Origin of the sequence: Marvinbryantia sp., from assembly GCF_047017445.1 — a bacterium.
Lineage (GTDB): Bacteria > Bacillota > Clostridia > Lachnospirales > Lachnospiraceae > Marvinbryantia.
This window is the reverse complement of the sequence record NZ_JBKXTT010000016.1, coordinates 32311-56663: the sequence shown is the minus strand read 5'-3', so window position 1 is coordinate 56663 and position 24353 is coordinate 32311. Positions and strand designations below refer to the sequence as shown.

Below are 24353 nucleotides of genomic sequence, written 5' to 3'. Positions count from 1 at the left end.
AAAAATAGGAGAGCAGCATGAAAAAACGCATTATAGAAACCGAGGTAATGGAAGAGGACATCCGGGTGGAGCCAAGCCTCCGACCGAAAACGCTTTCGGAATACATCGGGCAGGAAAAAGCGAAACAAAATCTGAAGATCTATATTGAAGCGGCAAAGCAGCGCGGCGATTCCCTCGACCATGTTCTGTTTTACGGACCGCCGGGGCTTGGGAAGACAACGCTTGCCGGGATCATTGCCAATGAGATGGGCGTAAACATGAAGGTGACCTCCGGTCCGGCGATCGAAAAGCCGGGCGAGATGGCGGCGATCCTCAACAATCTGCAGGAGGGCGATGTCCTTTTCGTGGACGAGATTCATCGCCTGAACCGCCAGGTGGAGGAGGTACTTTACCCGGCGATGGAGGACTACGCAATCGACATCATGATCGGCAAGGGGGCGACGGCGCGTTCCATCCGCCTGGAGCTTCCGCGCTTCACGCTGGTGGGAGCGACCACGCGCGCCGGTCTTTTGACGGCGCCGCTGCGCGACCGCTTCGGTGTGATCCATCATCTGGAATTTTATACTGTGGAGGAGCTTTCCACGATCATCTGCCACTCGGCGAAGGTCCTCGGCGTGGAGATTGATGCGGAAGGAGCGGCGGAGCTTGCAAAGCGTTCGCGCGGAACGCCGCGTCTTGCCAATCGTTTATTGAAGCGCGTACGGGATTTTGCGCAGGTTAAGTACGACGGAAACATCACAAAAGAAATTGCCAGCTTCGCGCTGGATCTTCTGGAGGTGGACCGCTACGGGCTTGATGTGACGGACAGGAACCTTCTGCTGACACTGATCGAAAAATTTTCCGGCGGACCGGTCGGGCTGGAGACACTGGCAGCGACCATCGGGGAGGATGCGGGCACGATCGAGGACGTCTACGAACCGTATCTGCTGAAAAACGGATTCATCAACCGCACGCCGCGCGGGCGTGTCGCGACGGAAAAAGCGTATCATCACCTGGGTATTCAGCAGCGCAATTGAGGCGTGAGAACGTGATTCAAGTATGAGCAGATTCCATTCGCGAAGCGAATTTTAAATGGATTTGCGAAGGTTACTGCGAACGGAGTAAACAGTAACCCGCTTTTGCCTTGCAATTATAAGAAAAGTCGGGTATACTGTAAAAAGACTACGAGAAGATCAGATATTTGATTGGAAAGATACCATCGGGAGGAAACGGCATGTCAAAAAAGAACCAGATACAGGTTGTGATCGACGGAAAAATTCTTGTGATCAGCGGCTACGAGAGCGAAGAATATATACAGAGGGTTTCCTATTATATCAACAGCAAGCTGGCGGAATTCAAAAAGATGGACAGCTACCGCAGGCAGTCCGACGACAGAAAAAATATTTTAATGCAGCTTAATATTGCAGACGACTACTTTAAGGCAAAGAAGCAGGTTGAGATCCTGGAGGATCATATTGCCGCCAGGGACAAGGAAATCTTTGACCTCAAGCATAATCTGATGGACATGCAGAGAAAGCTGGACGAATTAAAGAAGAAGTAACTGATTACGAGAGTCTGCTTATTGCAGGCTCTTTCGCGCCTCATAGGAAATTCTTCGGGGTTCCTGTGAGGCAAAATCGCTTCGCGGGAATGCGCACGCAAAATTTCGCAAAACGAGATTCTTTTTTACTGAGGAGGGCTTTATGAAGGCAGAATTGCTGGCTCCGGCTGGTTCCTATGAAAGCATGACGGCGGCGTTCGCCGCGGGTGCTGACGCTGTTTATATCGGCGGCAGCCGTTTTGGTGCGCGCGCTTATGCGGAAAATCCCGACGAGGATCTTTTAAAGCGGGCAATCGACTATGCACATGAAAAGAACCGGCGCCTGTATCTGACGGTGAACACGCTTCTGAAGGATGACGAGCTGGACGGATTATACGATTATCTGAATCCCTATTACCGGGAAGGTCTGGATGCGGTGATCGTGCAGGATCTTGGCGTGCTCCGCTATATCCGGGATGTTTTTCCGGGGCTGGATATTCACGCCAGCACGCAGATGGGCATCACCGGCGCGTACGGGGCGCGTTTTTTAAAGGAGCTTGGGGCGACGCGCATCGTGACGGCGCGCGAGCTGTCTCTGGAGGAGATCCGCGGCATCCATGAGAGCACGGATATCGAGATCGAGAGCTTTATCCACGGTGCCCTCTGCTTCTGTTATTCGGGGCAGTGCCTTTTAAGCAGTATGATCGGCGGCAGGAGCGGCAACCGCGGAAGATGCGCGCAGCCGTGCCGTCTTCCCTATGATCTGTATGAAAACGGGAAACGCGTCAATAAAAAGGAAAAGCAATATCTGCTCAGTCCGAAGGATATCTGCACGCTGGAGCTGCTGCCGCAGCTCATCGAGAGCGGCGTTTATTCCATGAAAATTGAGGGACGGATGAAGCGACCGGAGTATGCAGCGGGCGTGGTGCGCATTTACCGGCGTTATCTCGACCGTTACCTGGAAAATCCGCAGAAAAAATTTCAGGTGAGCAGTGAGGATAGGAGGGAATTGCTTGATCTCTACAGCAGAGGCGGTTTTTCTGACGGCTATTACCGCCGCCACAATGGTCCGTCTATGATGTCGCCGGGACAGTCGAATTACTGTACGGACAACGACGCGCTGCTGAAGGAGCTGAAGCAGCAGTACCTTGACAGGGATTATCCGGAAAAAATTAATGGGAAATTAATACTTTCAAAACGAAAACCTGCTATACTAAGGATATCGTCCGGAGGGCATACTGTTACGGCAGAGGGAATGCAGCCGCAGATGGCGCAGAATCGTCCGCTCACCAGAGCAGACCTGGAAAAGCAGATGCGAAAGACCGGCGGGAGCGGATTTGCCTTTTCGAATCTGGAGATTGATACAGAGGAAGATTTATTTCTGCCGATGCAGGCGCTCAACGAACTGCGCCGAAATGCGATCGCGGCGCTGAAAGAGGATATTCAGAGCGAATATCGGCGCGGGGACGGACGATACCGGAAACCGGTGTCCGAAGCAGACTTAAGGGGGATTTTCCGGGAGGAGGATCACGGCGCAGAGAAGCAGAATGGCGGAGGAAAAACGCACGCCGCTAAGAAACAGGCTGCCGCATGTTTTCGCATGACGGCGTCCGTGGAAAATCCGGCTCTGGTGAAGACGCTCTGTGAGGTGCCGGAGATCGACGCGATCTATCTGGACTGCGCGGCATTTTCGGGCAGGGAAGCATTTCTTGCGGATTCTAAGAGGTGGATCGCGCGCTGTCATGAGGCGGGAAAGCAATGTTTTTACATTCTTCCGTGGATTTTCCGGACGCAGGCGCTGGAGTATTACAGAGGCGAACAGGCGCTCGCTGCGCTGGCGGCATACGATGGGCTTCTGATCCGAAATCAGGAGGAATATCTCTTTTTGCGGGAGCGAAATTTCTCAAAGCCGCTGGCGGCGGACTGGAATCTCTACACCTGGAACCGGGAAGCGCGTCTTTTCTGGCAGGAAGCGCAGCTTGCATGGGACACGGCGCCGGTGGAGCTGAACCGCAGGGAGCTGGCGCGGCGCGGCATGGAGGGAAGCGAGCTGATCGTGTACGGCTATCAGCCGCTGATGGTTTCCGCACAGTGCCAGAGGAAAAACAGCACCGGCTGTACCAAAAAGCCGTCGCTTTTGTATCTGAAGGACCGGAAACAAAAGCTTTTTGCGGTAAAGAATGTCTGCCTGTTCTGCTATAATGTCATATACAACAGCGCGCCTCTGGAATTATCCGGAAATGTGCGCGACATAAAGGAGCTTCATCCGGAAAGTCTCCGCCTGCAGTTTACGACGGAGGAGCCGGAGGCGGCGGGAGAGATCGCAAAAAGCTATGCGCAGGCATTTTTTGGCAGAGAACAAACTGACAGGCTATATAAAGAGTTTACAAGGGGACACTTCGAGCGCGGAGTGGAATAGGTAGAAACGTGGTAAGTTTAATTATTCAGTTTTCCAGATATGCTATTTTGATTTTGATGGCAATTTATACGCTGCAGAGCTTCCTTGTCTTTACAAAAAAGGATGAGGAGGACAAGGAATTTCTGTTCCTGCAGCAGAATCTGATGATGTTTGTGATACATTTCGTCGCGTTCGCGGTAATGTATCTGCAGACGCAGGAGCAGGAGCTGCTCTTTTTCTACGGCGCGCAATTTATCTATCTTGCGGCAACACTGGTGTTTTTCCGCAATCTGTATCCGCGCGCGTCAAAGCTGGTCGTGAACCATATGTGTATGCTGATCACGATCGGTTTTATCATGCTGACAAGGCTCTCCTACGAGCAGGCGACGCGGCAGTTCCAGATCGCGGCGGCGTCCACCGCGGTGGCGCTGATCGTGCCGGTCATTATTCGCAAGGTGCGCATACTGACGCGCTGGACCTGGGTTTACGCGGGAGCCGGCATTGCGCTTTTAGGCATCGTGCTGGTGGCGGCGGACGAGACCTACGGCTCGAAGCTTGGGTTTAACCTTGGCTTTATCAGCATCCAGCCGTCGGAGTTTGTAAAGATCATCTTTGTATTTGCGATTGCCGGGATGCTCGGCAAGGCGAAGCGCTTTCTCGATATTGTGATCGCGACGGCAGTGGCTGCGGCGCATGTGCTGATCCTGGTGATCTCAAAGGATCTGGGAAGCGCGCTGATCTTTTTCGTCACCTATCTGATCATGCTGTATGTGGCGACGCGAAACTGCCTGTATCTGTTTGCCGGGCTTGGCGCCGGGAGCGTGGCGGCGGTGGCGGCATATTACCTGTTCTCGCATGTGCGCGTGCGCGTGCAGATCTGGCAGGATCCGTTTGCGGATTATGCGAACAAGGGCTACCAGGTGGCGCAGTCACTGTTTTCCATCGCGGCGGGCGGCTGGTTCGGCACCGGGCTTTATCAGGGAACGCCGGATAATATTCCGATCGTGGAGCAGGACTTTATGTTTGCGGCGATCGCGGAGGAGCTTGGCGGTATTTTTGCGATCTGCCTGATCCTCATCTGCATGAGCTGCTATATTATGTTTTTGAATATTGCAATGCGGCTGTCCAACCGGTTTTACCGCCTGGTGGCGCTCGGACTTGGCACCATGTACGCAGTGCAGGTATTTCTGACAATTGGCGGTGCGATGAAATTTATCCCGATGACTGGCGTGACGCTGCCGCTGGTCAGCTACGGCGGAAGCTCCATGCTGAGTACTGTGCTGATGTTTGCGATTATACAGGGACTTTATATTCTGCGGGAAGATGAGGAGGATCAAATTGAGAGAGAGAGGGAACGACAACTGGAATCCCGAAGATTTTTCGGAGCGTGAGGTAGAAATCCCTGAATTTCTGGAGCATCAGCGGGAGGAAGGCTACCGTACAGGCTACAGCGGCGGAGCGCAGCATTATAATGAGGGGATTCCGCCGCATTATGACTGGGAACCGCATCAGATACCACCGTTTTCAGAGGATGGACAGACTCCGCCTCAGAAGCCGCCGGTGTCGAAAAAGCAGCATAACCGGGTGTATGGGCGCGTGGCGTACCTGTTTTCGGCGATGTTTCTTGCGCTGGTCGGCTACATGGCTTATTTTCAGATCTCGCTCGCGGACGAGCTGAAGGCGAATCCGAACAATACCAAGGCGGACGAACAGAAGCAGTATGTGGTGCGCGGCTCCATCTATTCGGCGGACGGTGAGATCCTTGCGGGGACCAATGTCGATGAGGAAGGCAACGAGACGCGCGTGTATCCCTACGACAATCTGTTTGCGCATGTGGTCGGCTACACGACGAACGGAAAATCGGGCATTGAGGCGATGTATAACAGTGATCTGCTCACGTCGAATACCTCGATCGTCGACCAGGTGGGCAAAGGCGTAAATAACGAAAAGGTGCGCGGGGACAATCTGATCCTGACACTTGACACAACACTTCAGACGGCGGCGTCGCAGGCGCTTGGCGCTTATCGCGGAGCGGTCGTTGTGATGGAACCGGATACCGGAGCGGTGCTGGCAATGGTATCGAAGCCGGATTTTGACCCGAACCAGATGGATGAGCTGTGGGAATATCTGATCGCGGAGGATGCGCACAGCCCGCTTCTGAACCGTGCGACGCAGGGACTCTATCCGCCTGGTTCTACCTTTAAGATCATGACGGCGCTGGAGTATATCCAGGAGCATCCGGATGATTATATGGATTATTCCTTCCAGTGCGACGGCTATCTGACGCAGGGGGATGTGACGATCCAGTGCTTTGACGGAGCGGTACATGGCTTTGAGAATCTGCAGCAGTCCTTCCAGAACTCCTGCAATACCTCGTTTGCCAATATTGGTCTGCAGCTTGATCTGGACAGATTTCATGATCTCTGTGAAAAGTTTTTGTTTAACGGCGACCTGCCGACGCTGATGCCGTACAGCAGCAGCCAGTTTGTGCTGAACAGCGATTCGTCCTACGGCGATATCATGACGACCTCGTTCGGGCAGGGCGACACGCTGGTTTCTCCGCTGCACATGGCGCTGATCGCAGGCACGATCGCGAACGACGGCGTGATGATGTATCCGTATTTTGTGCAGCGCGTCGAAAATACGGAGGGCGTTAAGGTGAGCGAGACGAAGCCCATCGCGTATAAGCGCATGATCTCCAGTCAGGAGGCGGACATCTTAAAGAGCTTCATGCAGAGCGTCGTGGAGGGCGGCTCCGGCTCGTATCTGTGGAATGACAGCTACACGGTGGCAGGCAAAACCGGCTCTGCGGAGTATGAGGTGAACGGAAATACCGGCGAGGAAGCGGAGCTTTCCACGCATTCCTGGTTCGTTGGATTCTCCAATGTGGAGGATCCGGATATCGTTGTCTGCGTGATCGCGGAGGACGGCGGCACCGGAAGCTCGGCGGCGGTTCCGATCGCAAAACAGATTTTTGACACCTATTATTACAATCAATATTAAGAAAGAGTTGCGGTTTTTTTAAAAAAGCGGTATACTAAGACCAGCACAGAAAACACAACGCACTACAGGAGGAATTGCAATGATTGAGGCAACGAGCTGTGGCGGTGTGGTAATATTTCGAGGCAAGATATTGCTTTTGTTCAAGAGCTATAAGAACAAATATGAGGGTTGGGTATTGCCGAAGGGAACAGTGGAGGCTGGTGAGGAGTACAAGGATACTGCGCTGCGCGAGGTTTTGGAGGAAACCGGCGTGCGGGCGAGCATTATAAAGTATATTGGGAAGAGCCAGTATTCTTTCAATGTGCCCGAGGACGTGGTGGAAAAGGATGTACACTGGTACTTGATGCGTTCGGAAAGTTATTATAGCAAACCACAGCGCGAAGAACACTTTGTGGACTCTGGTTATTACAAATACCATGAGGCTTATCATCTGCTGAAATTCGCCAACGAGCGGACGATGCTGGAGCGTGCATACGACGAGTATCTGTCACTGAAAAAGGCGAATTTGTGGGGAACAAAGAAACATTTTTAAGTGGAAAGGGGTTGCTGCATTGTTTTGCGACAATCCCTTTCTCATAAGGCGATTAAACTGTAAAAAAGTGGCAAGGATAGTATTATGAAATGGTATCAGAAGCTGTATATCGGTAAAAATGTAAAAAAGAACAGGGAGCTGCTCATCAAAAATGTGGAGACGGGCGTCGGTATGCCGGAGGTTTATCTGGTCACGCTTGCGGCGAATGAGCGTGATCTTTTTGACATTTTCCGGGCGGATATTCTGTTCCAGCCGGTTCTTCACGGGCATTGTCCGCTGATCGTCGGCGCGGCGAAGGGCTGGCACGAGGCGGTGGATATCGCGACTGGTATCGCGCTGGACGCATACCGCAAAAATGGCGATTTTGATGTGCGGAAATTTCTTGAGAGCCGTATACCGGACGGCGAAGAGATGATTTATGAATATCCGATGGAAAAGCTAAAGAAACGAAAACTGTTTCGGTTCGGAAAGTAGGCGGCAGGTGAGAGAATGCTACATATAGTTTTGACGATATTGAAAATACCGTTTATTCTGCTGGCGGTCCTGCTGCTGATCCTTCTTACGGTCGCGCTTCTGCTTCTGTTCGTGGCCGTCCGCTACCAGGCGTCGGCGGAAAAAACGGATAAGCTGACAGCAACTGCCCGCGTCACCTGGCTGCTGCATTTTCTCTCGGTGAAGGTAAGCTACCAGGCGGGGAAACCACAGATCAGTGTGAAGGTGTGCGGGTACACGGTAGTTGGAGAAAAGAAAAAAAAGAAGCGCAAAAGGAAACCTGCGCCGTCTGAGAAAGAAGCAGAAAAGGCGACAGCACCTGAGGCACCGCATGAAATGCTTCAGGCGCCGGAAGAACCGGAGCAGAAGCAGCCGCCCGAAGCAGAAAGCGTGCAGCCGCCTGCCAGGCCGCTTTCGGAGGATGAGAGCGCGGGACAGTCGTTTGCGGAGGAATCCGTCGTGCCGGAAGCTGCACCGGAAAAGGAAAGCGGATCCTCTTCAAAACAGGAGGAAATTTCTGCATCGCCGGAATCCTTTAGGATGCCGGACGGCGAGCCTGCCCCAAAGCGGAAAGTACGGGAGACGCCAGATACAAAAAGCGTCCGGCGACAGGCGAAATCTGGTATTTTTGACAGGCTGAGATCTTTTTTTGAAAATATAAAGAATAGCTTCCGTGCATTTCTGGAAAAAATACGGAATATCCGGGAAAGCTTTGAGAAACTGAAAAGGAAGCTGGAATATTACAAAAAACTGTGGTACGATGTCCATACACAGGAAGCGCTGAGACATGGAAAGAAAGAGCTTCGCTATCTGTTTAAGCATTATTTTCCGCGGAAAATCGAGGGAAATGTATTGTTCGGGCTGGATGATCCGGCAGCGACCGGTCAGCTCCTTGGAGTTTTAAGTATTTTGCAGGTGGCTTCCGGGAATCATGTGATTGTGGAGGCGGACTTTACAAAGCCCATGCTGGAGGGGGATATTTCTCTGAAAGGGCATATCCGTGCCTGCCACCTGGTAAAAACTGCATTTTCGCTTCTTTTGGACAAGCACATCCGTATCACCATAAAACGGGTGCGAAAAATGTTAAATCATTGAAACAGGGAATACAAAACTTTTAAACATCAAATCAGCGGGTGAGAGCAGCCGCCGGGCGCAGAAACGTCCGGGAATGCTGTAAAAATAGAAAACAGTTGACATTTCGCATAAAAAAGGAGGAACAAAAAATGGCATCAGAAAACAATTTTCAGTCAAAGGTAGAATCCCTGTTTAAGGGAATGGACGGCTTTATCCACTCAAAGACCGTTGTGGGCGATGCGATCACGGTGGGCGATACCATCATTCTGCCGCTGGTGGACGTCTCCTTCGGTGTGGCTGCGGCTGCGCTTGAGGGACAGGAGAACAACAAACAGAAAAATAACGGCGGCGGCGGTATGGGCTGCAAGATGATGCCGAGTGCAGTTCTCGTGATCCAGAACGGCACCTCTAAGCTTGTGAACGTCCGCAACCAGGACGGACTCACCAAGGTGCTGGACATGGTACCGGATTTTGTAAACCGCTTTACCTCAGGTAATGGATTTGCAGCCGGTGCGGGAAACAGCGCGGGCGCATCCGCAAAAACAGCCGGTCCGGAGAATACAGACGAGGACGCAGAAGCATAGAAAAGCCTTTTATCTTAACGACGCAAAAAAAGAGAGGGTTCCGTCGGAAAACGATTTTCCACCGGAGCTCTTTTTTACACGCAAAATAGCGGAACCTTTTCGGCTCTGCCGCATAAAATAATAGAAAAGAATTGGGAGAACGCGTATGAAACGAATTGCAGGATATACCCTGTTCTGGATTGCAGTGGGAATGCTGGCGGCTCTTTTTATAGCCAATTCCTTCGTGATCGTTCTTCTGATTTTTGCATTTCTTCTGGCAGGCTACAATCTGTTCATGTGCTGATAGCATTTCAGGCTGTATCGAATAATAGATATAAAAACACCGCCCGTACAGGCGGTGTCTGTTAATTTCATTAAGCTCTTTCTACTTTACCGGATCTTAAGCAGGAAGTACAAACGTACATCTTCTTAGCAGCTCCGTTAACTTTAACTTTTACAGATTTGATGTTGGATTTCCACATCTTGTTGGATCTTCTATGAGAGTGGCTCACGTTGTTTCCGAAATGAGCGCCCTTATCACAAATTGCACATCTGGCCATGACAGCACCTCCTTATACCTTACTCGCCTATACTGCTATGTACAGACTGACAACAATGGTATTTTAACAGAAACCACTTTAATTTGCAAGTGGAAAATAAAAAAAGTGTTTCCTTTTATAAGCCATTTATGATAATGTCCTAGTATACCACATATGAAAATGTCCCGGATGTGGTAAAATATCCTCTATCTATTTTAGATTGGAGGAAATCATTATCAGAAAGGTAATACTTACAATGGATGAACAGAAAAAATACGAAGTGATCAAATCTCTGGCAGATCACCCGGATGGGAATAAGGACAGGGCTGCCCTCACCCTTGGCTGCACCAAACGCCATATCAACCGTATGCTGGCTGGATACCGCAAAGAAGGAAAGGCTTTCTTTATCCATGGCAATAGGGGACGTAAACCGTCCACCAGCATCCCTGACGAGACCCGCAATCGCATCATCGATCTCTACCTTACAAAATATTTTGATGCTAATTTCCAGCATTATTCAGAACTCCTTGAGGCCCATGAACACATCTGCGTCTCACCTTCTTCTGTAGCTAAGATCCTGGAAAGTAAATATATTCTTTCTCCGAAAGTTACAAAGGCCAAGAAAAAGCGTATGGAAAAGGAGCTTCAGGATAAAAAGAAAAGTGCCTGCAGCCTGAAAGAAGCCGCTGTGCTCCAAACCAATCTCGTAGCGGTTGAAGATGCTCATTCAAGACGTCCAAGATGTGCTTATTTTGGGGAACTGCAGCAGATGGACGCAACTCCCTATGAATGGATCCCCGGGCAGGTATGGCACCTCCACCTGGCTATTGACGATGCTACCGGCCGGGTCACCGGAGCCTGGTTTGACACGCAGGAAACCTTAAAGGGCTACTATCACGTATTCCACCAGATCCTGACCACCTACGGCATCCCTTACAGGATCTTCACAGACCGCCGTACGGTATTTACCTATAAAAAGAAAAACTCCCCATCTCTTGATGAGGATACCTATACCCAATTCGCTTATGCCTGCAAGCAGCTTGGTGTTCAGCTGGAATCCAGCAGTGTCCCGCAGGCCAAAGGCCGCGTAGAACGCCTCAACCAGACACTACAGTCGCGCCTGCCAATCGAATTACGATTAGCAGGGATCACGACCATAGATGCTGCCAATGAATTCCTCCACTCATACATAAAAGAATTCAATGAGAAGTTCGCGCTTCCCCTTAATGGTATCAAATCTGTGTTTGAAACGCAACCGGAAAATGAAAAAATCAACCTGGTTCTCGCTGTCCTGACAGAACGGACCGTGGATTGCGGGCATGCGATCCAGTTCCGGCACCGCCATTACCGGATGCTGGACGCCAGAGGGAAACAGGTACATTACCGCAAAGGCACAAAAATAATGGTTATCCAGGCTTTTGACGGAAGCCTTTTCTGCTGTGTCAATGACAAGGATGTCCATGCACTGGAGGAGATCCCCGAACATATGGAAAGATCCCGGGATCTGGATGCAGACTATCAGCCGCCCAAAGCAAAAAGACATTATATTCCGCCAATGAGCCATCCCTGGCGCAGCAAAACTTTCCAGAAATTCGTAAAGACACAGGAGCACCATCTAATGGATGACGTTCCAGCATAAAAAGCAGCAGAAAAAGATGATAGGTATATACCTACCGAAAGGAGAGATCACATGAGGGACTGGATCGACTGCATCGAAGCGCATACAAAAGCACAGAAAAAATATGATAAAGAACATACACAGGGAATTTACTTAAAACTGAACCTCCGCACAGACCTTGATATCATCCGCTGGTTTTGGGAACAGCCGTCAAAACAGGGAGCCGTAAAACGGCTGATCCGTGAGGAGATCGCCCGAAAAAAGGCGGAAGGAACAGGGAGCGGAGGCGTTGTCAGGAGAACCGTGGAATAATGGGGTTGGGGCCCCGTTATGCCGCGAAAGTCTCTTGAGATAAGCCTCACGGAAAACGCTGTTTCTAAGGAGAAAGGATATATGCCCTTTCTCCTGCCCCCTGCGGGGCGGGTTCGGGCAGGGCCCGATTATGGGTCAAGGGACAGGTCCCTTGCGGGTTCTTAGGGCAGAGCCCTAAGCTTCCAGAGGACATCTGCCACGTAGCCATATGAAATCAGCACCGGAAAACCGGTGCTAATGTTTCAGTTTTTTCGGGACATTTTCAAAAATGCTTGACAGTGGAAAATAAAAAAAGTGTTTCCTTTTTGCGGAAAACTTGCTATACTGTATTCATATATGAATTTTGGAGGTATGAATATGAAAGGTCGTATGGATAATGCATTGGGAACCATCTCCATTGATAAAGATGTTATTGCAACTTACGCGGGCAGCGTTGCTGTGGAATGCTTCGGAATCGTGGGCATGGCAGCAGTGAGCATGAAGGACGGGCTTGTGCGCCTTTTAAAACGCGAAAGCTTAAAGCACGGCATCAATGTTACCGTCAGTGAGGATAATCGGATTTCCCTGGATTTTCATGTCATCGTCTCTTACGGTGTCAGCATTTCGGCAGTGGCGGAAAATCTGATCAGCAATGTGAAGTACCAGGTGGAGGAATTTACCGGTATGGAGATTGATAAAATAAATATTGCCGTAGAAGGCGTAAGAGTGATTGATTAAGGAGGAACTCGGAAGTGGGTAGAAATACAATCGACGCACAATTGTGCGCAAAAATGTTTTTGGCTGGTGCCAGCAATCTTGAGGCGAACAAGGAGTGGATCAACGAGCTGAACGTTTTTCCGGTGCCGGACGGCGATACCGGTACAAACATGACGCTCACCATCATGTCGGCGGCGAAGGAAGTCGCTTCCCTGGAGGAACTGAACCTGGAAACACTGGCAAAGGCAATCTCATCGGGATCCCTGCGCGGAGCGCGCGGAAATTCCGGCGTTATTCTTTCCCAACTTTTAAGAGGCTTTACAAAGACGATTAAATATGAGAAGGAGATTACCACAGATATCATCGTGGAGGCTTGCCAGAAGGCGGTCGCGACGGCGTACAAGGCTGTTATGAAGCCGAAGGAGGGCACGATTCTCACTGTTGCAAAGGGCTGTGCGGAGAAAGCTTCCGAGCTGGCGGCAGAAGGCGCAGATATGGAAACGATTCTGGGAGGTGCGCTTTCCTATGCAGAGGATGTGCTGGCGCAGACGCCGGAGATGCTTCCGGTCCTGAAGGAAGCAGGTGTGGTGGATTCCGGCGGACAGGGACTTATCCAGGTATTGAAGGGTGCGTTCGACGCCTACCTTGGCAAAGAGGTCAATTACACCATCGAGAGCGGAGAGAAGGCGGCAGGCGCGCAGGTTTCCGCAGAGGCTCCGGCGGCGGAAATCAAATTCGGATACTGCACCGAGTTCATCATTATGACAAAGAAGCCGATGGAAGAGGCGGAGGAGCTTGCGTTTAAGGCATTCCTTGAGAGCATCGGCGATTCCATCGTCGTAGTGGCGGACGACGATATCGTAAAGGTACACGTACACACAAATCAGCCTGGCGTGGCCATCACAAAGGCGCTTACCTACGGCGAGCTGTCCCGGATGAAGATTGATAATATGCGTGAGGAACACCAGGAGAAGCTTATAAAAGACGCTTCGAAGCGTGCGCAGGAGGAAGCAAAGGCGGCAAAACCGGCGATGCCGCACAAGGAGGTCGGTTTTATCTCCGTATCCATCGGCGAGGGTATCGGCGAGATCTTCAGGGGACTTGGCGTGGATTATCTAATTGAGGGCGGTCAGACGATGAATCCGAGCACCGAGGACATGCTGAACGCGATCGAGCAGGTAAACGCAGACACTATCTATATCCTGCCGAACAATAAAAACATCATTCTGGCGGCAAACCAGGCACAGGCGCTCACGAAGGACAAGCAGATCATCGTGATCCCGACCAAAACAGTGCCGCAGGGTATTTCCGCGATCATTAACTATGCGCCGGACAAGTCGGCGGAGGAAAATAAAGAGGCGATGACGGAAGGACTGTCTCTGATCAAGACCGGTCAGATCACCTATGCCGTGCGCGATACGCATATCGATGACAAGACGATTCATGAGGGCAACATTATGGGTATCGGCGACCATTCCATCCTGGCGGTCGGCGAGGAGATTGCCGCTGTCACAAAGGAGACGATCAGTCTGATGCTGGATGAGGATTCCGAGCTGATCAGCGTTTATTACGGCGCGGACATATCCGAGGAGGATGCGCAGGCGCTCGGAGCAGAGCTTGAGGAGCAGTATCCGGACTGCGAGGTTGAGGTATATTCCGGCGGGCAGCCGATCTACTACTATGTTGTTTCTGTAGAGTAGGATATATGGAAGGAAATTTTGTTTTATGAATCAGAGAACGCCCCTTGATGAATTGAAGGGGATTGGTGAAAAGACAAAACTTGTATTTGAGAAAGCAGGCATTCGCGATCTTGGCGACCTGCTTTCTTACTATCCGCGCACTTACCGGCGGTTCCCGGCGATTTCTGACACCTCGCAGGTCAGGGAGGGCATGGAGATTGCCGTCTACGCGGCGCCGGAGCGCGCGCTTACGGTACAGTATGTAAAGCGGATGCAGATCGTATCCGCTGTTTTGTGCGACCAGGCGGGCTCCGTTGGCGCCCGCTGGTTCAATATGCCGTATCTGCGAAATACCATAAAGCCGGGCGTATACCATGTATTCTGCGGAAAGGTGGTACAAAAAGGAGTCAGCCTTTACCTGGAGCAGCCGGCGATTTACACGATGGAGCAGTATCAGAAGCTTCTCCTGGAGCTGCAGCCCGTCTATGTGCTGACAAAAGGGCTGACGAACCAGCTGCTTTCCAAAACCGTGCGGCAGGCTCTGGACGGCATGGAGCTTTCGGGGGATTATCTTCCGGAGGACATCCGAAAAAAATATCAGTTAGCGGAATATGACTACGCGATCGAAGAAATCCATTTCCCGCGCGATGAACAGCATATGCGGATCGCCAGACGGCGGCTGGTGTTTGATGAATTTTTTCTTTTTATCCTGGTGCTGCGCCGGTTTAAGGAACAGCACGAGCAGGCGAAAAATCCATTTTCGATACAGCGGACGCCGCTGACGGACAACGTGATCCAAACATTAGGCTACGAACTTACCGGAGCACAGCAGCGCGTCTGGGAGGATATTCAGCGCGACATGACGGGAGAACACGCAGCGGCGCGGCTCATCCAGGGCGACGTCGGCTCCGGCAAGACGATCCTCGCCTTTCTCGCGATGCTTCTTGCGGCGGAAAACGGGCTGCAGAGCGCTCTGATGGTGCCGACCGAGGTGCTTGCGCGCCAGCATTTCGAGTCGCTGACAGAGCTGATAGAAAAACAGAAGCTCACTTTTGTACCGATTTTGCTTACCGGCTCCATGACGGCAAAGGAAAAACGGCTTGCTTATGAAAAAATCGCCGCCGGCGAGGCAGATATGATCATCGGTACGCACGCGCTTATTCAGGAAAAGGTGCAGTATAAACGCATGGGACTTGTGATCACCGACGAGCAGCACCGCTTCGGTGTACGCCAGAGGGAGACCCTGGGTGATAAGGGCACGGAACCGCACACGCTCGTCATGAGCGCGACGCCGATCCCGCGCACGCTTGCCGTTATCCTGTACGGCGATCTGGAAATTTCTGTGATCGACGAGCTTCCGAAAAGCCGCCTGCCGATCAAAAACTGCGTGGTGAATACCACCTACCGGCGAAAGGCATATACCTTTATCGAAAAAGAAATCCGTCTCGGGCATCAGGCGTATATCATCTGTCCGATGGTGGAGGAAAACGAGCAGATCGAGGCGGAGGATGTCATTTCCTACACGGAGAGGCTTAAAGAAATACTCCCGGAGGATATCTGCATCGAATATCTGCACGGAAAAATGAAGCCGAAGGAAAAAAACGAGGTGATGGAACGGTTCCTTGGCGGAGAGATCCAGGTGCTTGTCTCGACGACGGTTGTCGAAGTCGGCGTGAATGTGCCGAACGCCACTGTCATGATGATCGAGAATGCGGAGCGCTTCGGTCTTGCGCAGCTTCACCAGCTCCGCGGAAGAGTGGGAAGAGGAAAAGCGCAGTCGTACTGTATCATGATATCCTCATCGGACAATAAAAAAACGAAAGAACGTCTGGAGATTTTAAACAAATCAAACGACGGATTTTTCATCGCATCCGAGGATCTAAAGCTGCGCGGACCGGGCGATATCCTTGGCGTGCGTCAGAGCGGACTGATGGAATTTAAGCTTGCAGATGTCTTTGCCGACGCGAAGATCCTGCAGGATGCCTGCAAAGCGGCAGAAGCGATCTTAAAGGAGGATCCCGCTCTGGAAGCGCCGGAGCATACCAGGCTGCACAGAATGCTGGAAAACTATCTGTCAAACGAGCTGAAAAAATTAAATTTGTAAAAACTGCCAGTTTATAATCCGCCGAATTTCATATACTATCACTGCAATCGAAAAACAAACAAAAAAACAAACGAAAAGATTGCAGATAAAATGCAAAGGAGGCGTAGATTATGTCAAGTAAATCTTCTAACACAGCAGCAGTACCGGAGGCAAAGGGAGCACTGGATCGTTTCAAATTTGAAGTGGCAAGCGAGCTCGGTGTGCCGCTGACCGACGGCTACAACGGCAATCTGACATCCAAGCAGAACGGTTCCGTAGGCGGATATATGGTCAAGAAAATGATTGAAGCACAGGAAAGACAGATGTCCGCACAGAACGGCACGACAATGCTCTAAAATTAAAATAAAGAGAAGATAAAAAGAAAAGACCCGGGAGGCGAAAATTCCCCGGGTTTTTTCCTGTAAAAAAATATACCGGGTTTTTTCCTGTAAAAAAATATATTTGCTATTCCGAAAAAGTATGTTATAATCTATCTGATACTTTGGGGTTTTTGAAAGGAAGCGAAAAATGAATATTGGGGTAATCGCACACAACAGTAAAAAAAGTCTGATGGAAAACTTTTGTCTGGCTTACAAACGGATTTTGAGCAAGCATGAGATTTACGCCACCGGCATCACGGGACGCAGGATTGAGGAAGTGACGAAATTAAAGGTTCACAAATTTCTGCCCGGAAGTGTCGGCGGGGACAAGCAATTCACGGAAATGATCGAGCGCAACAGTATGGACATGGTAATCTTTTTCTACAATCCGATCATACAGGATCCGCGGCAGGCGGACATTGAGCGGATTACCCGGTGCTGCGACAAATATAATATTCCGATTGCGACGAACATTGCTACGGCGGAATCCCTGATTCTCGGACTGGATCACGGCGACCTGGAGTGGAGAAATATCGTCTAGGAGGACGTCCGGAAAACACAAAAGATTCTATTCGGAGTACGAGGGAGGCTACATATGTCAATTGATGACATCTCAAATTTGTTTACCTTTGCCGGCGGTCTTGGCATGTTCCTGTACGGTATGCACGGCATGTCGGCTGGTATCCAGAAATCTGCCGGCAGCAAGATGCAGGAGCTGCTCGGGATCCTCACGAACAATCGTCTGGTCGCGGTGCTGGTTGGGGCGGCGCTGACGGCGATCATTCAGAGCAGCGGAGCTACCACGGTCATGGTGATCGGTTTTGTAAACGCAGGCATCATGACGCTCAGCCAGGCGGTCGGCATCATCATGGGCGCCAATATCGGTACCTGTATCACGGCATGGATCGTATCGCTTGGACAGGTGGGGGACAGCTTTAAAGCGCTCTCTCCCTCCCTTTATGCACCGCTCATGGTCGGCATCGGAGCATTTCTGATCATGTTTGCCAAAAAGCCCAGGAAACAGATATACGGGGAGATCCTCATCGGTCTTGGTTTTTTGTTCATTGGTCTTGATTTTATGGGCGGCTCTGCGAAGAAGTATATGGATCTTCCTATTATTTCGGACGCTTTTTTGCTGTTCGGAAATAATCCGCTGCTCGGCGTAGCGATCGGTACGATCATCACGGCGATCATGCAGAGCTCTTCCGCTTCAGTGGGCGTGCTGCAGACACTGGCAGCTACGAGCGGGGCGGTCACGACGAGCGCGGCGGTATACATCAGCCTTGGATCGAATATCGGTTCCTGTCTTACCGCGATCCTCTCCAGCTTCGGTACGAGCAGAAACGCAAAAAGAGTAGCGGCAATGCATCTTCTTTACAACATCATCGGCGCGGTAGTATTCGGCACGCTCAGCTATATTTTCTTTTGGATCTCGCCGGAATTTGCGCACCGGAGCATTGACAGTGTCGGAATCTCCATATTCCACACCGGCTTTAAGGTTGCCTGTACCATCATGCTGTTCCCGTTTGCAGAGCGGCTGGTCGATCTCTCCGGCATGGTTGTGAAGGGAGAAGAGAACGAGGCTCCGGCGGAGAACGAGGAAACCGTTACGCTGCGTCATCTGGATCGCCGTATCCTGAAATCCCCGGATTTCGCGGTGGAGAATGCGATCAAGGAAGTCGTGCATATGGGTGAGATCACAGCGGAAAACCTGCGCAATGCCTGTAATGTGGTCATGAATTTCGACCAGGAGCTCTTGGAGAAAATCTACGCGACGGAAAAGACCATCAACTCCATGGAGGAGCTGCTGACCGAGTACCTTGTGGAGATCGACAACCTTTCGCTCACCGTGGAGCAGCACGATATCGTGAAGAATCTGTTTTACTCCGTCAGCGATATTGAACGCGTGGGCGACCATGTGGAAAATATCGCGGAGATCATGGACGTCAAGGACGGCGCCGATCCGATCAGCTTCTCACAGGAGGCGCTTGGCGAGATGGCGGAGATCATGGGGCTTGTAAAGGACGCTTTTTCCTGCGCGGTCAATGCCAGACGTAAGATCAGCATTGAGGATGCCGTTCTGGTCGGAAAATACGAGGAAAAGGTGGACGATATGGAGGAGGAACTGCGAGACAAGCATATTGAGCGTCTGTCGAAGCAGCTCTGCAATCCGGCAAACGGTGTGGCATTCCTGGATATTCTGAGTAATCTGGAGCGCATCAGCGATCATGCCTACAATCTTGCCGGTTATGTGATGAGCGAGCATGAGTGATAGGGGCGCGGCAAAAAGGAAAGACCCGTAAAACATGTTTGGGAGAGACAGTATATGAGAGTTATCGCAGGAACGGCAAAGCGCCTTGCCCTGAAAACAGTGGAGGGCCTGGATACCCGTCCGACGACGGACCGCATCAAGGAAACGCTGTTTAATATGATAAATATGGAGATCCCGGAGTGCCGTTTCCTGGATCTGTTTTCCGGCAGCGGTGCGATCGGTATTGAGGCACTGAGCCGCGGAGCTTCCCTTGCCGTGCTGGTGGAGCAGAATAAAAAGGCGGCAGAATGTATCCGGCAGAACCTTGCCTTTACCCGTCTTGCGGACCGCGCCGTGCTGATGCAGACGGACGTGCGCACCGCGCTTGGCAGGCTGGAGGGTGAAAAACCGTTTGATATTATTTTTATGGATCCTCCCTACCGGCAGGACCTGGAGCGGGAAGTGCTGGAGCTGCTGGCAGATTCTTCTCTGGCGGATGAGCAGACGCTGATCATTGCCGAGGCTTCCCTGGATACGGAATTTGACTATCTGGAGGCGCTGGGCTATTCCATGGAAAAATACAAGAAATACAAGACAAATGCGCATATTTTTATTAAGAAGAGCAAGGGGAGCACATTATGAAAAGAGCCGTTTATCCGGGCAGCTTTGATCCGGTCACCTATGGACATCTGGACATTATCCGGCGTTCGGCAGCGCTTGTGGACGAGCTGATCGTCGGGGTTTTACAGAATAATCATAAAAAGCCGTTGTTTTCTTTGGAGGAACGTGTTAAGATACTACTGGAAGCAACAAAAGATATGAGCAATGTCCGCGTGGAGGCATTCACCGGGCTTTCCATTGACTTTGTGAAGAAAAGCGACGCACAGTTTCTCGTCAGAGGTCTGCGCGCGATCACAGATTTTGACTATGAGCTGCAGATGGCGCAGACAAACCGTATCATGGCGCCGGATGTCGACACCATTTTTCTGACGACCAGTCTGCAGTACGCTTATTTAAGTTCTTCCACAGTCAAAGAGGTCGCATATTACGGCGGCGATATCAGCAAGTTTGTTCCGCCTGAGGTTGTGAGGGCGATCCAGGCGAAAATGCAGAAAAATTAATTAATAAGGAGAAAAAACATGAGCAGCAGAATTGAACAGATCATCGAAGAAATTGAAGAGTATGTGGATAGCTGTAAATTTCAGCCATTATCTTCCACAAAGATCGTGGTAAATAAGGAGGAGCTGGAGGAGCTGCTCCGTGAGCTTCGCATGAAGACGCCGGATGAGATCAAGCGTTATCAGAAGATCATCAGCAACAAGGATGCGATCCTTGCCGATGCGCAGACGAAGGCGGACGCGATCATGGCGGAGGCGCAGGAGAAGCAGGCGCAGATGGTACAGGAAAACGAGGTCATGCAGGAGGCGATGAACCAGGCGAACGCGCTTCTGGAACAGACACGTCAGCAGGCACAGGAGATCCTGGACAATGCGACGCAGGATGCAAACAATATCCGTATGAGCGCTATCAGCTACACCGATGATATGCTGGCAAATCTTGAGCAGATCATGAGTCACGCAACGGATACGGTCGGCGCAAAATACAATACCTTTATGAGTTCCCTGCAGTCCTGCTACGATATCGTGAGCAAGAACCGTCAGGAGCTGTCTCCGCAGACCGGCAATACTTCCAACTATGCTGCTGCGTCACAGGCAGACGAGAACGACGAATACGAAGAGGACGACGAATAATCCTTCATAAGATATAACAGAGCGTCATGATGACCGCTATGGCAGTGATGGAAATTTTTGCGCCGATATAGCTTTTTACAGACAGTCCGATGACAGAGAGCATCCGGGCTGACTGTGCCGTGCAGCAGAGGCCGCCGAATGCGGATACCGCTGTCAGCAGCAGATATTTTTCGCGAAAGGGCAGCGGGAGTGCTGCGATCCTGTGGATGCCGCTGCTGATCTCGACGATCCCGGAGAGGATCGCTGCGGGATAAGGGGAATCCAGCGGCAGCACGTCAATCATTGCGGTGAAAATGGCAAAGAGGAGGATATATCCGCCCAGTTTTGTGATACTGCAGATACTGTCTGTAATTGAGGCATCGACCATGGCAAATGTGATTGCTTTGGCGGGTGCCTTGTTTTTTTCCGCCTCTCTCCCGGCAGGGACATTTTCCGAGCTTCCGGACGGGAAGACGGTGTGTGGTTCGTTCTTTTTTTGCATACGGTAGCGGTGGTTGGAAAACAATCCGTACAGCAGCGGCGCACCGAACAAAATGACGAGCGTCGGCAAAAGCAGCGCGGGTGCCTTCAGATGCCTGAGCACCAGAAAATTCGTCAGGAAAGCGGGGCTGATATTGTTGATAAAGGCAGCAAGGTAAGAAGCTTCCGTCTCGGAAATCTGCTGATTTTCCCTGAGGTCAGAGAGCACCTTTGCGCCCATCGGACAGCCGCAGAAAAAGCCGACAAGGAGGGCATAGGCACCGGAGGGCGAGATGGACAAAAGAGCGGTCAGCGGACGTGCAATGCGTCCGGCCAAAACAAGGGCGAGGTTGGAGGAGAGCAAAAGATGCGAGAGGATCATCACCGGGAGCAGAGTCGGCACAAGTGTCTCGTACCAGAGCAGCAGTCCGCTGCCGGCGGCGGCGAAGCTCTCCTGCGGAAACAGAAGTACAAAAAAGAAAGCGGAAACGGCAGGAATGCCGAAATATAAATTTTTCATGAAGAACCTCCCTGAAAAACTGAATAAGTTGAACCGGGGGAAAGGATGTGTTATACTCTATTTATGTCCGGCGGGGATTAGAACATGATTTGCCTGGCTGAATAGATACGAAAATTTTAAAAAGGCAGGATTACAGCATGGAAATACAGATTTGGCGGGATTTGTTAGATCCATACGATTTAGCGGTACGGGAACTGACCACAAAATTTGAGCATTTACGTTATGAATATAAATCGCGCGGGGTATATTGCCCGATCGAGCAGGTTACGGGACGTGTAAAGACGATCTCCAGTATTCTGGATAAGATGCAGAAGAAAAATATTGAGATGTCAGAGATCGAGGAGCGTATGGAGGATATCGCCGGTATCCGCATTATCTGTCAGTTTGTCGAAGACATTCCCAAGGTCGTCAATCTGATCCGCAGCCGCGGCGATATGTCGGTAACGCATGAGAAGGACTATATCACAAACGCAAAGACGAGCGGCTACCGCAGTTATCATGTGATCATAAGCTATTCCGTAGAGCTGATGAACGGTCCGAAGACGATCCAGGCGGAGATCCAGATCCGCACGATGGGGATGAATTTCTGGTCCACGATCGAGCATTCGCTGCAGTACAAATATAAACAGAATATCCCGGATCATATCCGTGAAAAGCTGTTAAAATCGGCCGATGCGATCGTGGTGCTGGATAACGAAATGTCCCTGGTGCGCGATGAGATCATGGATGCACAGAATTCCATGCAGCATCAGACGAATCTGGTCGCAGAGATCTTAAATAACATTCAGAATCTCTACAAGTATGCCAACAAGCGGGAGATCGCCAAGATCCAGGCAGAATTTTATGAGGTTTATGCGGAGAATGATCTGGAGAAGCTGGAGCGCTTTCACAGGCAGCTTGACATGATTTCAGAAGGGTATCGGGCGCAGGAGCTGAACTTTACCTGTGGAGAAACGACATGAAGATGGAATTACCGGAGAATTTTGCAGAAAATATGAAGGAGCTTCTTGGAGAGGCTTATCCGGCGTACATAGAGAGCTTTGAAAAGGAAAGTGCGCAGGGCATCCGGGTGAATACCGGTAAGATTTCGGCGGAAGAGTTTCAGAAAATCAGCCCGTTTCCGCTTGCGCCGGTTCCCTGGACGGAAAATGGATTTTATGTGACGGCGGACGACGCGGTGACGAAGCATCCTTACTACTATGCAGGGCTTTATTATGTGCAGGAGCCGAGTGCGATGCTTCCGGCGGCGCTTTTGGGGGCGAAACCGGGCGAGCGGATCCTGGACTTGTGCGCGGCTCCCGGCGGAAAGGCAACGGAGCTTGGAAGCCGTCTGGCAGAGATGGGTTTGCTGGTGGCAAACGATGTCAGCGCTTCCCGCGCGAAGGCGCTTCTGAAAAATCTGGAGCAGCATGGGATCGGAAATGTCTGTGTGTGCAGCGAGACGCCCGAAAAGCTTAAGGACATTTACCCGGAATATTTTGACCGGGTCCTGGTGGACGCGCCCTGCTCCGGCGAGGGGATGTTCCGCCGGGAGCCAGCTATGAAAAAGGCGTATAAAGTGCATGGCCCCGCATACTATGCGCCGCTTCAGAGGGAAATTGCGGATGCGGCGACAGCGATGCTCAGACCGGGCGGCAGGATGGTGTTTTCCACCTGTACTTTTTCCGTGGAAGAAAATGAGGAGACGGTGCTTGCGCTTTTAAAGAAGCATCCGGAAATGCGGCTGATCGCGGCGGAGGTGCCGGGCGGAGCAGATCTGCCTGAAAAACTTGCGGGCTGCGTGCGGCTTTATCCGCACAGTGTCCGGGGCGAGGGACATTTCGCTGCCGTTCTTGAAAAAACAGCGAAAGAAAGCTCCTGCACTGGAAACGATTTTCGTGTCGAAGAGCTTTCTGAAAGTGACAGGGCAGCATTGGAGCTGGGGCGTCTCTGTCAGGAAAAACAAGCCCGCATGCGCAGCGGGATACCGGATCGTGAAAAGCCGGAGAAGACGCCCGCGCAGTGGCAGGAGTTTTCTGAGCGTTATTTGAAGAAGCGCTTTGACGGCTGGCGGATTTTTTCGTTAAAAGAGCGGCTGTACGCGCTGCCGCCCGGGGCTTCGCTCAGCAGAGAGCTTCGTTATCTGCGAACCGGGCTTCTCTTAGGAGAATGCAGACAGCACGGCTTTGAGCCGTCGCAGGCGCTTGCGATGTTTCTAAAGCAAAGCGAGGCAAAAAACAGCATTTCGTTTGCTGCGGAGGATGCGCGCACCGTGCGCTATCTAAAAGGAGAGACGGTTACGCTGACGGAGGACGAGGCAGACCGGACAGCTGACGGATGGACGCTGGTGTGTACGGACGGTTTTCCGCTCGGATGGGCAAAGAATCGCGGCGGTATGCTGAAAAATAAATATTATGCCGGCTGGCGGATGCAGTAGGACTCATTGAAAAAGCAAAGCGTATCTGCTGTGGAAACCGGGAGATGGATGCGGCGTACGAGAAAAGC

General features: G+C 51.3%; 25 protein-coding genes. 23 read left to right on the top strand and 2 right to left on the bottom strand.

The features are described 5' to 3' along the window. Positions 1–17: 17 nt before the first annotated feature. The 10 genes from ruvB (at position 18) to ACLU9Q_RS16135 (ending at position 9885) form a co-directional block, all read left to right on the top strand. Positions 18–1016 (top strand): Holliday junction branch migration DNA helicase RuvB, encoded by a 999-nt coding sequence (gene ruvB / locus ACLU9Q_RS16180; RefSeq protein ID WP_412625634.1) that lies wholly within the window; start codon positions 18–20, stop codon positions 1014–1016. Between the two features lie 197 nt (positions 1017–1213). Continuing rightward, positions 1214–1540, top strand: coding sequence for a cell division protein ZapA (locus tag ACLU9Q_RS16175; RefSeq protein ID WP_296841316.1), 327 nt, complete (start codon positions 1214–1216; stop codon positions 1538–1540). A gap of 142 nt (positions 1541–1682) precedes the next feature. Next, on the top strand, positions 1683–3938 hold the full coding sequence (locus ACLU9Q_RS16170; protein ID WP_412625633.1) for a peptidase U32 family protein: 2256 nt from the start codon (positions 1683–1685) through the stop codon (positions 3936–3938). A gap of 8 nt (positions 3939–3946) precedes the next feature. Continuing rightward, positions 3947–5308, top strand: a complete 1362-nt coding sequence (locus ACLU9Q_RS16165; RefSeq protein WP_298513284.1) for an FtsW/RodA/SpoVE family cell cycle protein — start codon at positions 3947–3949, stop codon at positions 5306–5308. Next, positions 5256–6920: a peptidoglycan D,D-transpeptidase FtsI family protein gene (locus ACLU9Q_RS16160; protein WP_412625632.1), complete on the top strand. Its 1665-nt coding sequence runs from the start codon at positions 5256–5258 to the stop codon at positions 6918–6920. The genes ACLU9Q_RS16165 and ACLU9Q_RS16160 overlap by 53 nt, the downstream gene beginning before the upstream one ends. A gap of 79 nt (positions 6921–6999) precedes the next feature. Next, positions 7000–7452, top strand: a complete 453-nt coding sequence (locus tag ACLU9Q_RS16155) for an NUDIX hydrolase (RefSeq protein ID WP_296837020.1) — start codon at positions 7000–7002, stop codon at positions 7450–7452. A gap of 84 nt (positions 7453–7536) precedes the next feature. Continuing rightward, positions 7537–7926, top strand: coding sequence for a hypothetical protein (locus ACLU9Q_RS16150; RefSeq protein WP_296837017.1), 390 nt, complete (start codon positions 7537–7539; stop codon positions 7924–7926). Between the two features lie 15 nt (positions 7927–7941). Next, positions 7942–9039 carry a hypothetical protein gene (locus ACLU9Q_RS16145; RefSeq protein WP_412625630.1) on the top strand — a complete coding sequence of 366 codons (1098 nt, stop codon included), beginning with the start codon at positions 7942–7944 and terminating at the stop codon, positions 9037–9039. A gap of 128 nt (positions 9040–9167) precedes the next feature. Continuing rightward, positions 9168–9602: a GerW family sporulation protein gene (locus ACLU9Q_RS16140; protein WP_296837011.1), complete on the top strand. Its 435-nt coding sequence runs from the start codon at positions 9168–9170 to the stop codon at positions 9600–9602. 145 nt (positions 9603–9747) lie between these two features. Then, on the top strand, positions 9748–9885 hold the full coding sequence (locus tag ACLU9Q_RS16135; RefSeq protein WP_296837007.1) for a hypothetical protein: 138 nt from the start codon (positions 9748–9750) through the stop codon (positions 9883–9885). Between the two features lie 70 nt (positions 9886–9955). Here the strand turns inward: ACLU9Q_RS16135 and rpmB are convergent, their stop codons facing one another. Next, positions 9956–10141 (bottom strand): 50S ribosomal protein L28, encoded by a 186-nt coding sequence (gene rpmB, locus ACLU9Q_RS16130; RefSeq protein ID WP_296837004.1) that lies wholly within the window; start codon positions 10139–10141, stop codon positions 9956–9958. 235 nt (positions 10142–10376) lie between these two features. On the opposite strand from rpmB, the gene ACLU9Q_RS16125 reads away from it, so the two are divergent. From ACLU9Q_RS16125 to ACLU9Q_RS16075, 11 genes are all read left to right on the top strand, one after another. Next, positions 10377–11759 (top strand): ISNCY family transposase, encoded by a 1383-nt coding sequence (locus tag ACLU9Q_RS16125; protein WP_412624485.1) that lies wholly within the window; start codon positions 10377–10379, stop codon positions 11757–11759. A gap of 51 nt (positions 11760–11810) precedes the next feature. Further along, positions 11811–12050 (top strand): hypothetical protein, encoded by a 240-nt coding sequence (locus tag ACLU9Q_RS16120; protein WP_412624486.1) that lies wholly within the window; start codon positions 11811–11813, stop codon positions 12048–12050. 357 nt (positions 12051–12407) lie between these two features. Continuing rightward, a complete protein-coding gene (locus tag ACLU9Q_RS16115) occupies positions 12408–12767 on the top strand; it encodes an Asp23/Gls24 family envelope stress response protein (protein WP_296837001.1) in 360 nt (119 codons plus the stop codon). A 14-nt stretch (positions 12768–12781) separates the two neighbouring features. After that, on the top strand, positions 12782–14446 hold the full coding sequence (locus ACLU9Q_RS16110; RefSeq protein WP_412625629.1) for a DAK2 domain-containing protein: 1665 nt from the start codon (positions 12782–12784) through the stop codon (positions 14444–14446). A 25-nt stretch (positions 14447–14471) separates the two neighbouring features. Continuing rightward, positions 14472–16529, top strand: a complete 2058-nt coding sequence (gene recG / locus ACLU9Q_RS16105) for an ATP-dependent DNA helicase RecG (RefSeq protein WP_412625628.1) — start codon at positions 14472–14474, stop codon at positions 16527–16529. A gap of 110 nt (positions 16530–16639) precedes the next feature. Next, complete coding sequence (locus tag ACLU9Q_RS16100) at positions 16640–16864, top strand: alpha/beta-type small acid-soluble spore protein (RefSeq protein ID WP_296836993.1); 225 nt, start codon at positions 16640–16642, stop codon at positions 16862–16864. A 172-nt stretch (positions 16865–17036) separates the two neighbouring features. Beyond that, entirely contained in the window at positions 17037–17429 is a 393-nt protein-coding gene (locus ACLU9Q_RS16095) for a methylglyoxal synthase (protein ID WP_296836990.1), read from the top strand. A 54-nt stretch (positions 17430–17483) separates the two neighbouring features. Then, positions 17484–19160, top strand: coding sequence for a Na/Pi cotransporter family protein (locus tag ACLU9Q_RS16090; RefSeq protein WP_412625627.1), 1677 nt, complete (start codon positions 17484–17486; stop codon positions 19158–19160). A gap of 54 nt (positions 19161–19214) precedes the next feature. Then, complete coding sequence (gene rsmD / locus ACLU9Q_RS16085; RefSeq protein ID WP_412625626.1) at positions 19215–19781, top strand: 16S rRNA (guanine(966)-N(2))-methyltransferase RsmD; 567 nt, start codon at positions 19215–19217, stop codon at positions 19779–19781. Beyond that, positions 19778–20260, top strand: coding sequence for a pantetheine-phosphate adenylyltransferase (gene coaD, locus ACLU9Q_RS16080; protein ID WP_296836980.1), 483 nt, complete (start codon positions 19778–19780; stop codon positions 20258–20260). Before rsmD ends, coaD begins: the two co-directional genes overlap by 4 nt. 18 nt (positions 20261–20278) lie before the next feature. After that, positions 20279–20890, top strand: coding sequence for an ATPase (locus ACLU9Q_RS16075; protein WP_296836978.1), 612 nt, complete (start codon positions 20279–20281; stop codon positions 20888–20890). Between the two features lie 4 nt (positions 20891–20894). Here the strand turns inward: ACLU9Q_RS16075 and ACLU9Q_RS16070 are convergent, their stop codons facing one another. Beyond that, positions 20895–21869 (bottom strand): hypothetical protein, encoded by a 975-nt coding sequence (locus ACLU9Q_RS16070; RefSeq protein WP_296836974.1) that lies wholly within the window; start codon positions 21867–21869, stop codon positions 20895–20897. Between the two features lie 137 nt (positions 21870–22006). Between ACLU9Q_RS16070 and ACLU9Q_RS16065 the strand changes: the two genes are divergently transcribed. Together ACLU9Q_RS16065 and ACLU9Q_RS16060 are read left to right on the top strand one after the other, a co-directional pair. Next, a complete protein-coding gene (locus tag ACLU9Q_RS16065) occupies positions 22007–22831 on the top strand; it encodes a GTP pyrophosphokinase family protein (protein WP_296836971.1) in 825 nt (274 codons plus the stop codon). A 2-nt stretch (positions 22832–22833) separates the two neighbouring features. Continuing rightward, positions 22834–24285 (top strand): RsmB/NOP family class I SAM-dependent RNA methyltransferase, encoded by a 1452-nt coding sequence (locus ACLU9Q_RS16060; protein WP_412625651.1) that lies wholly within the window; start codon positions 22834–22836, stop codon positions 24283–24285. The last annotated feature ends 68 nt before the right edge of the window (positions 24286–24353 follow it).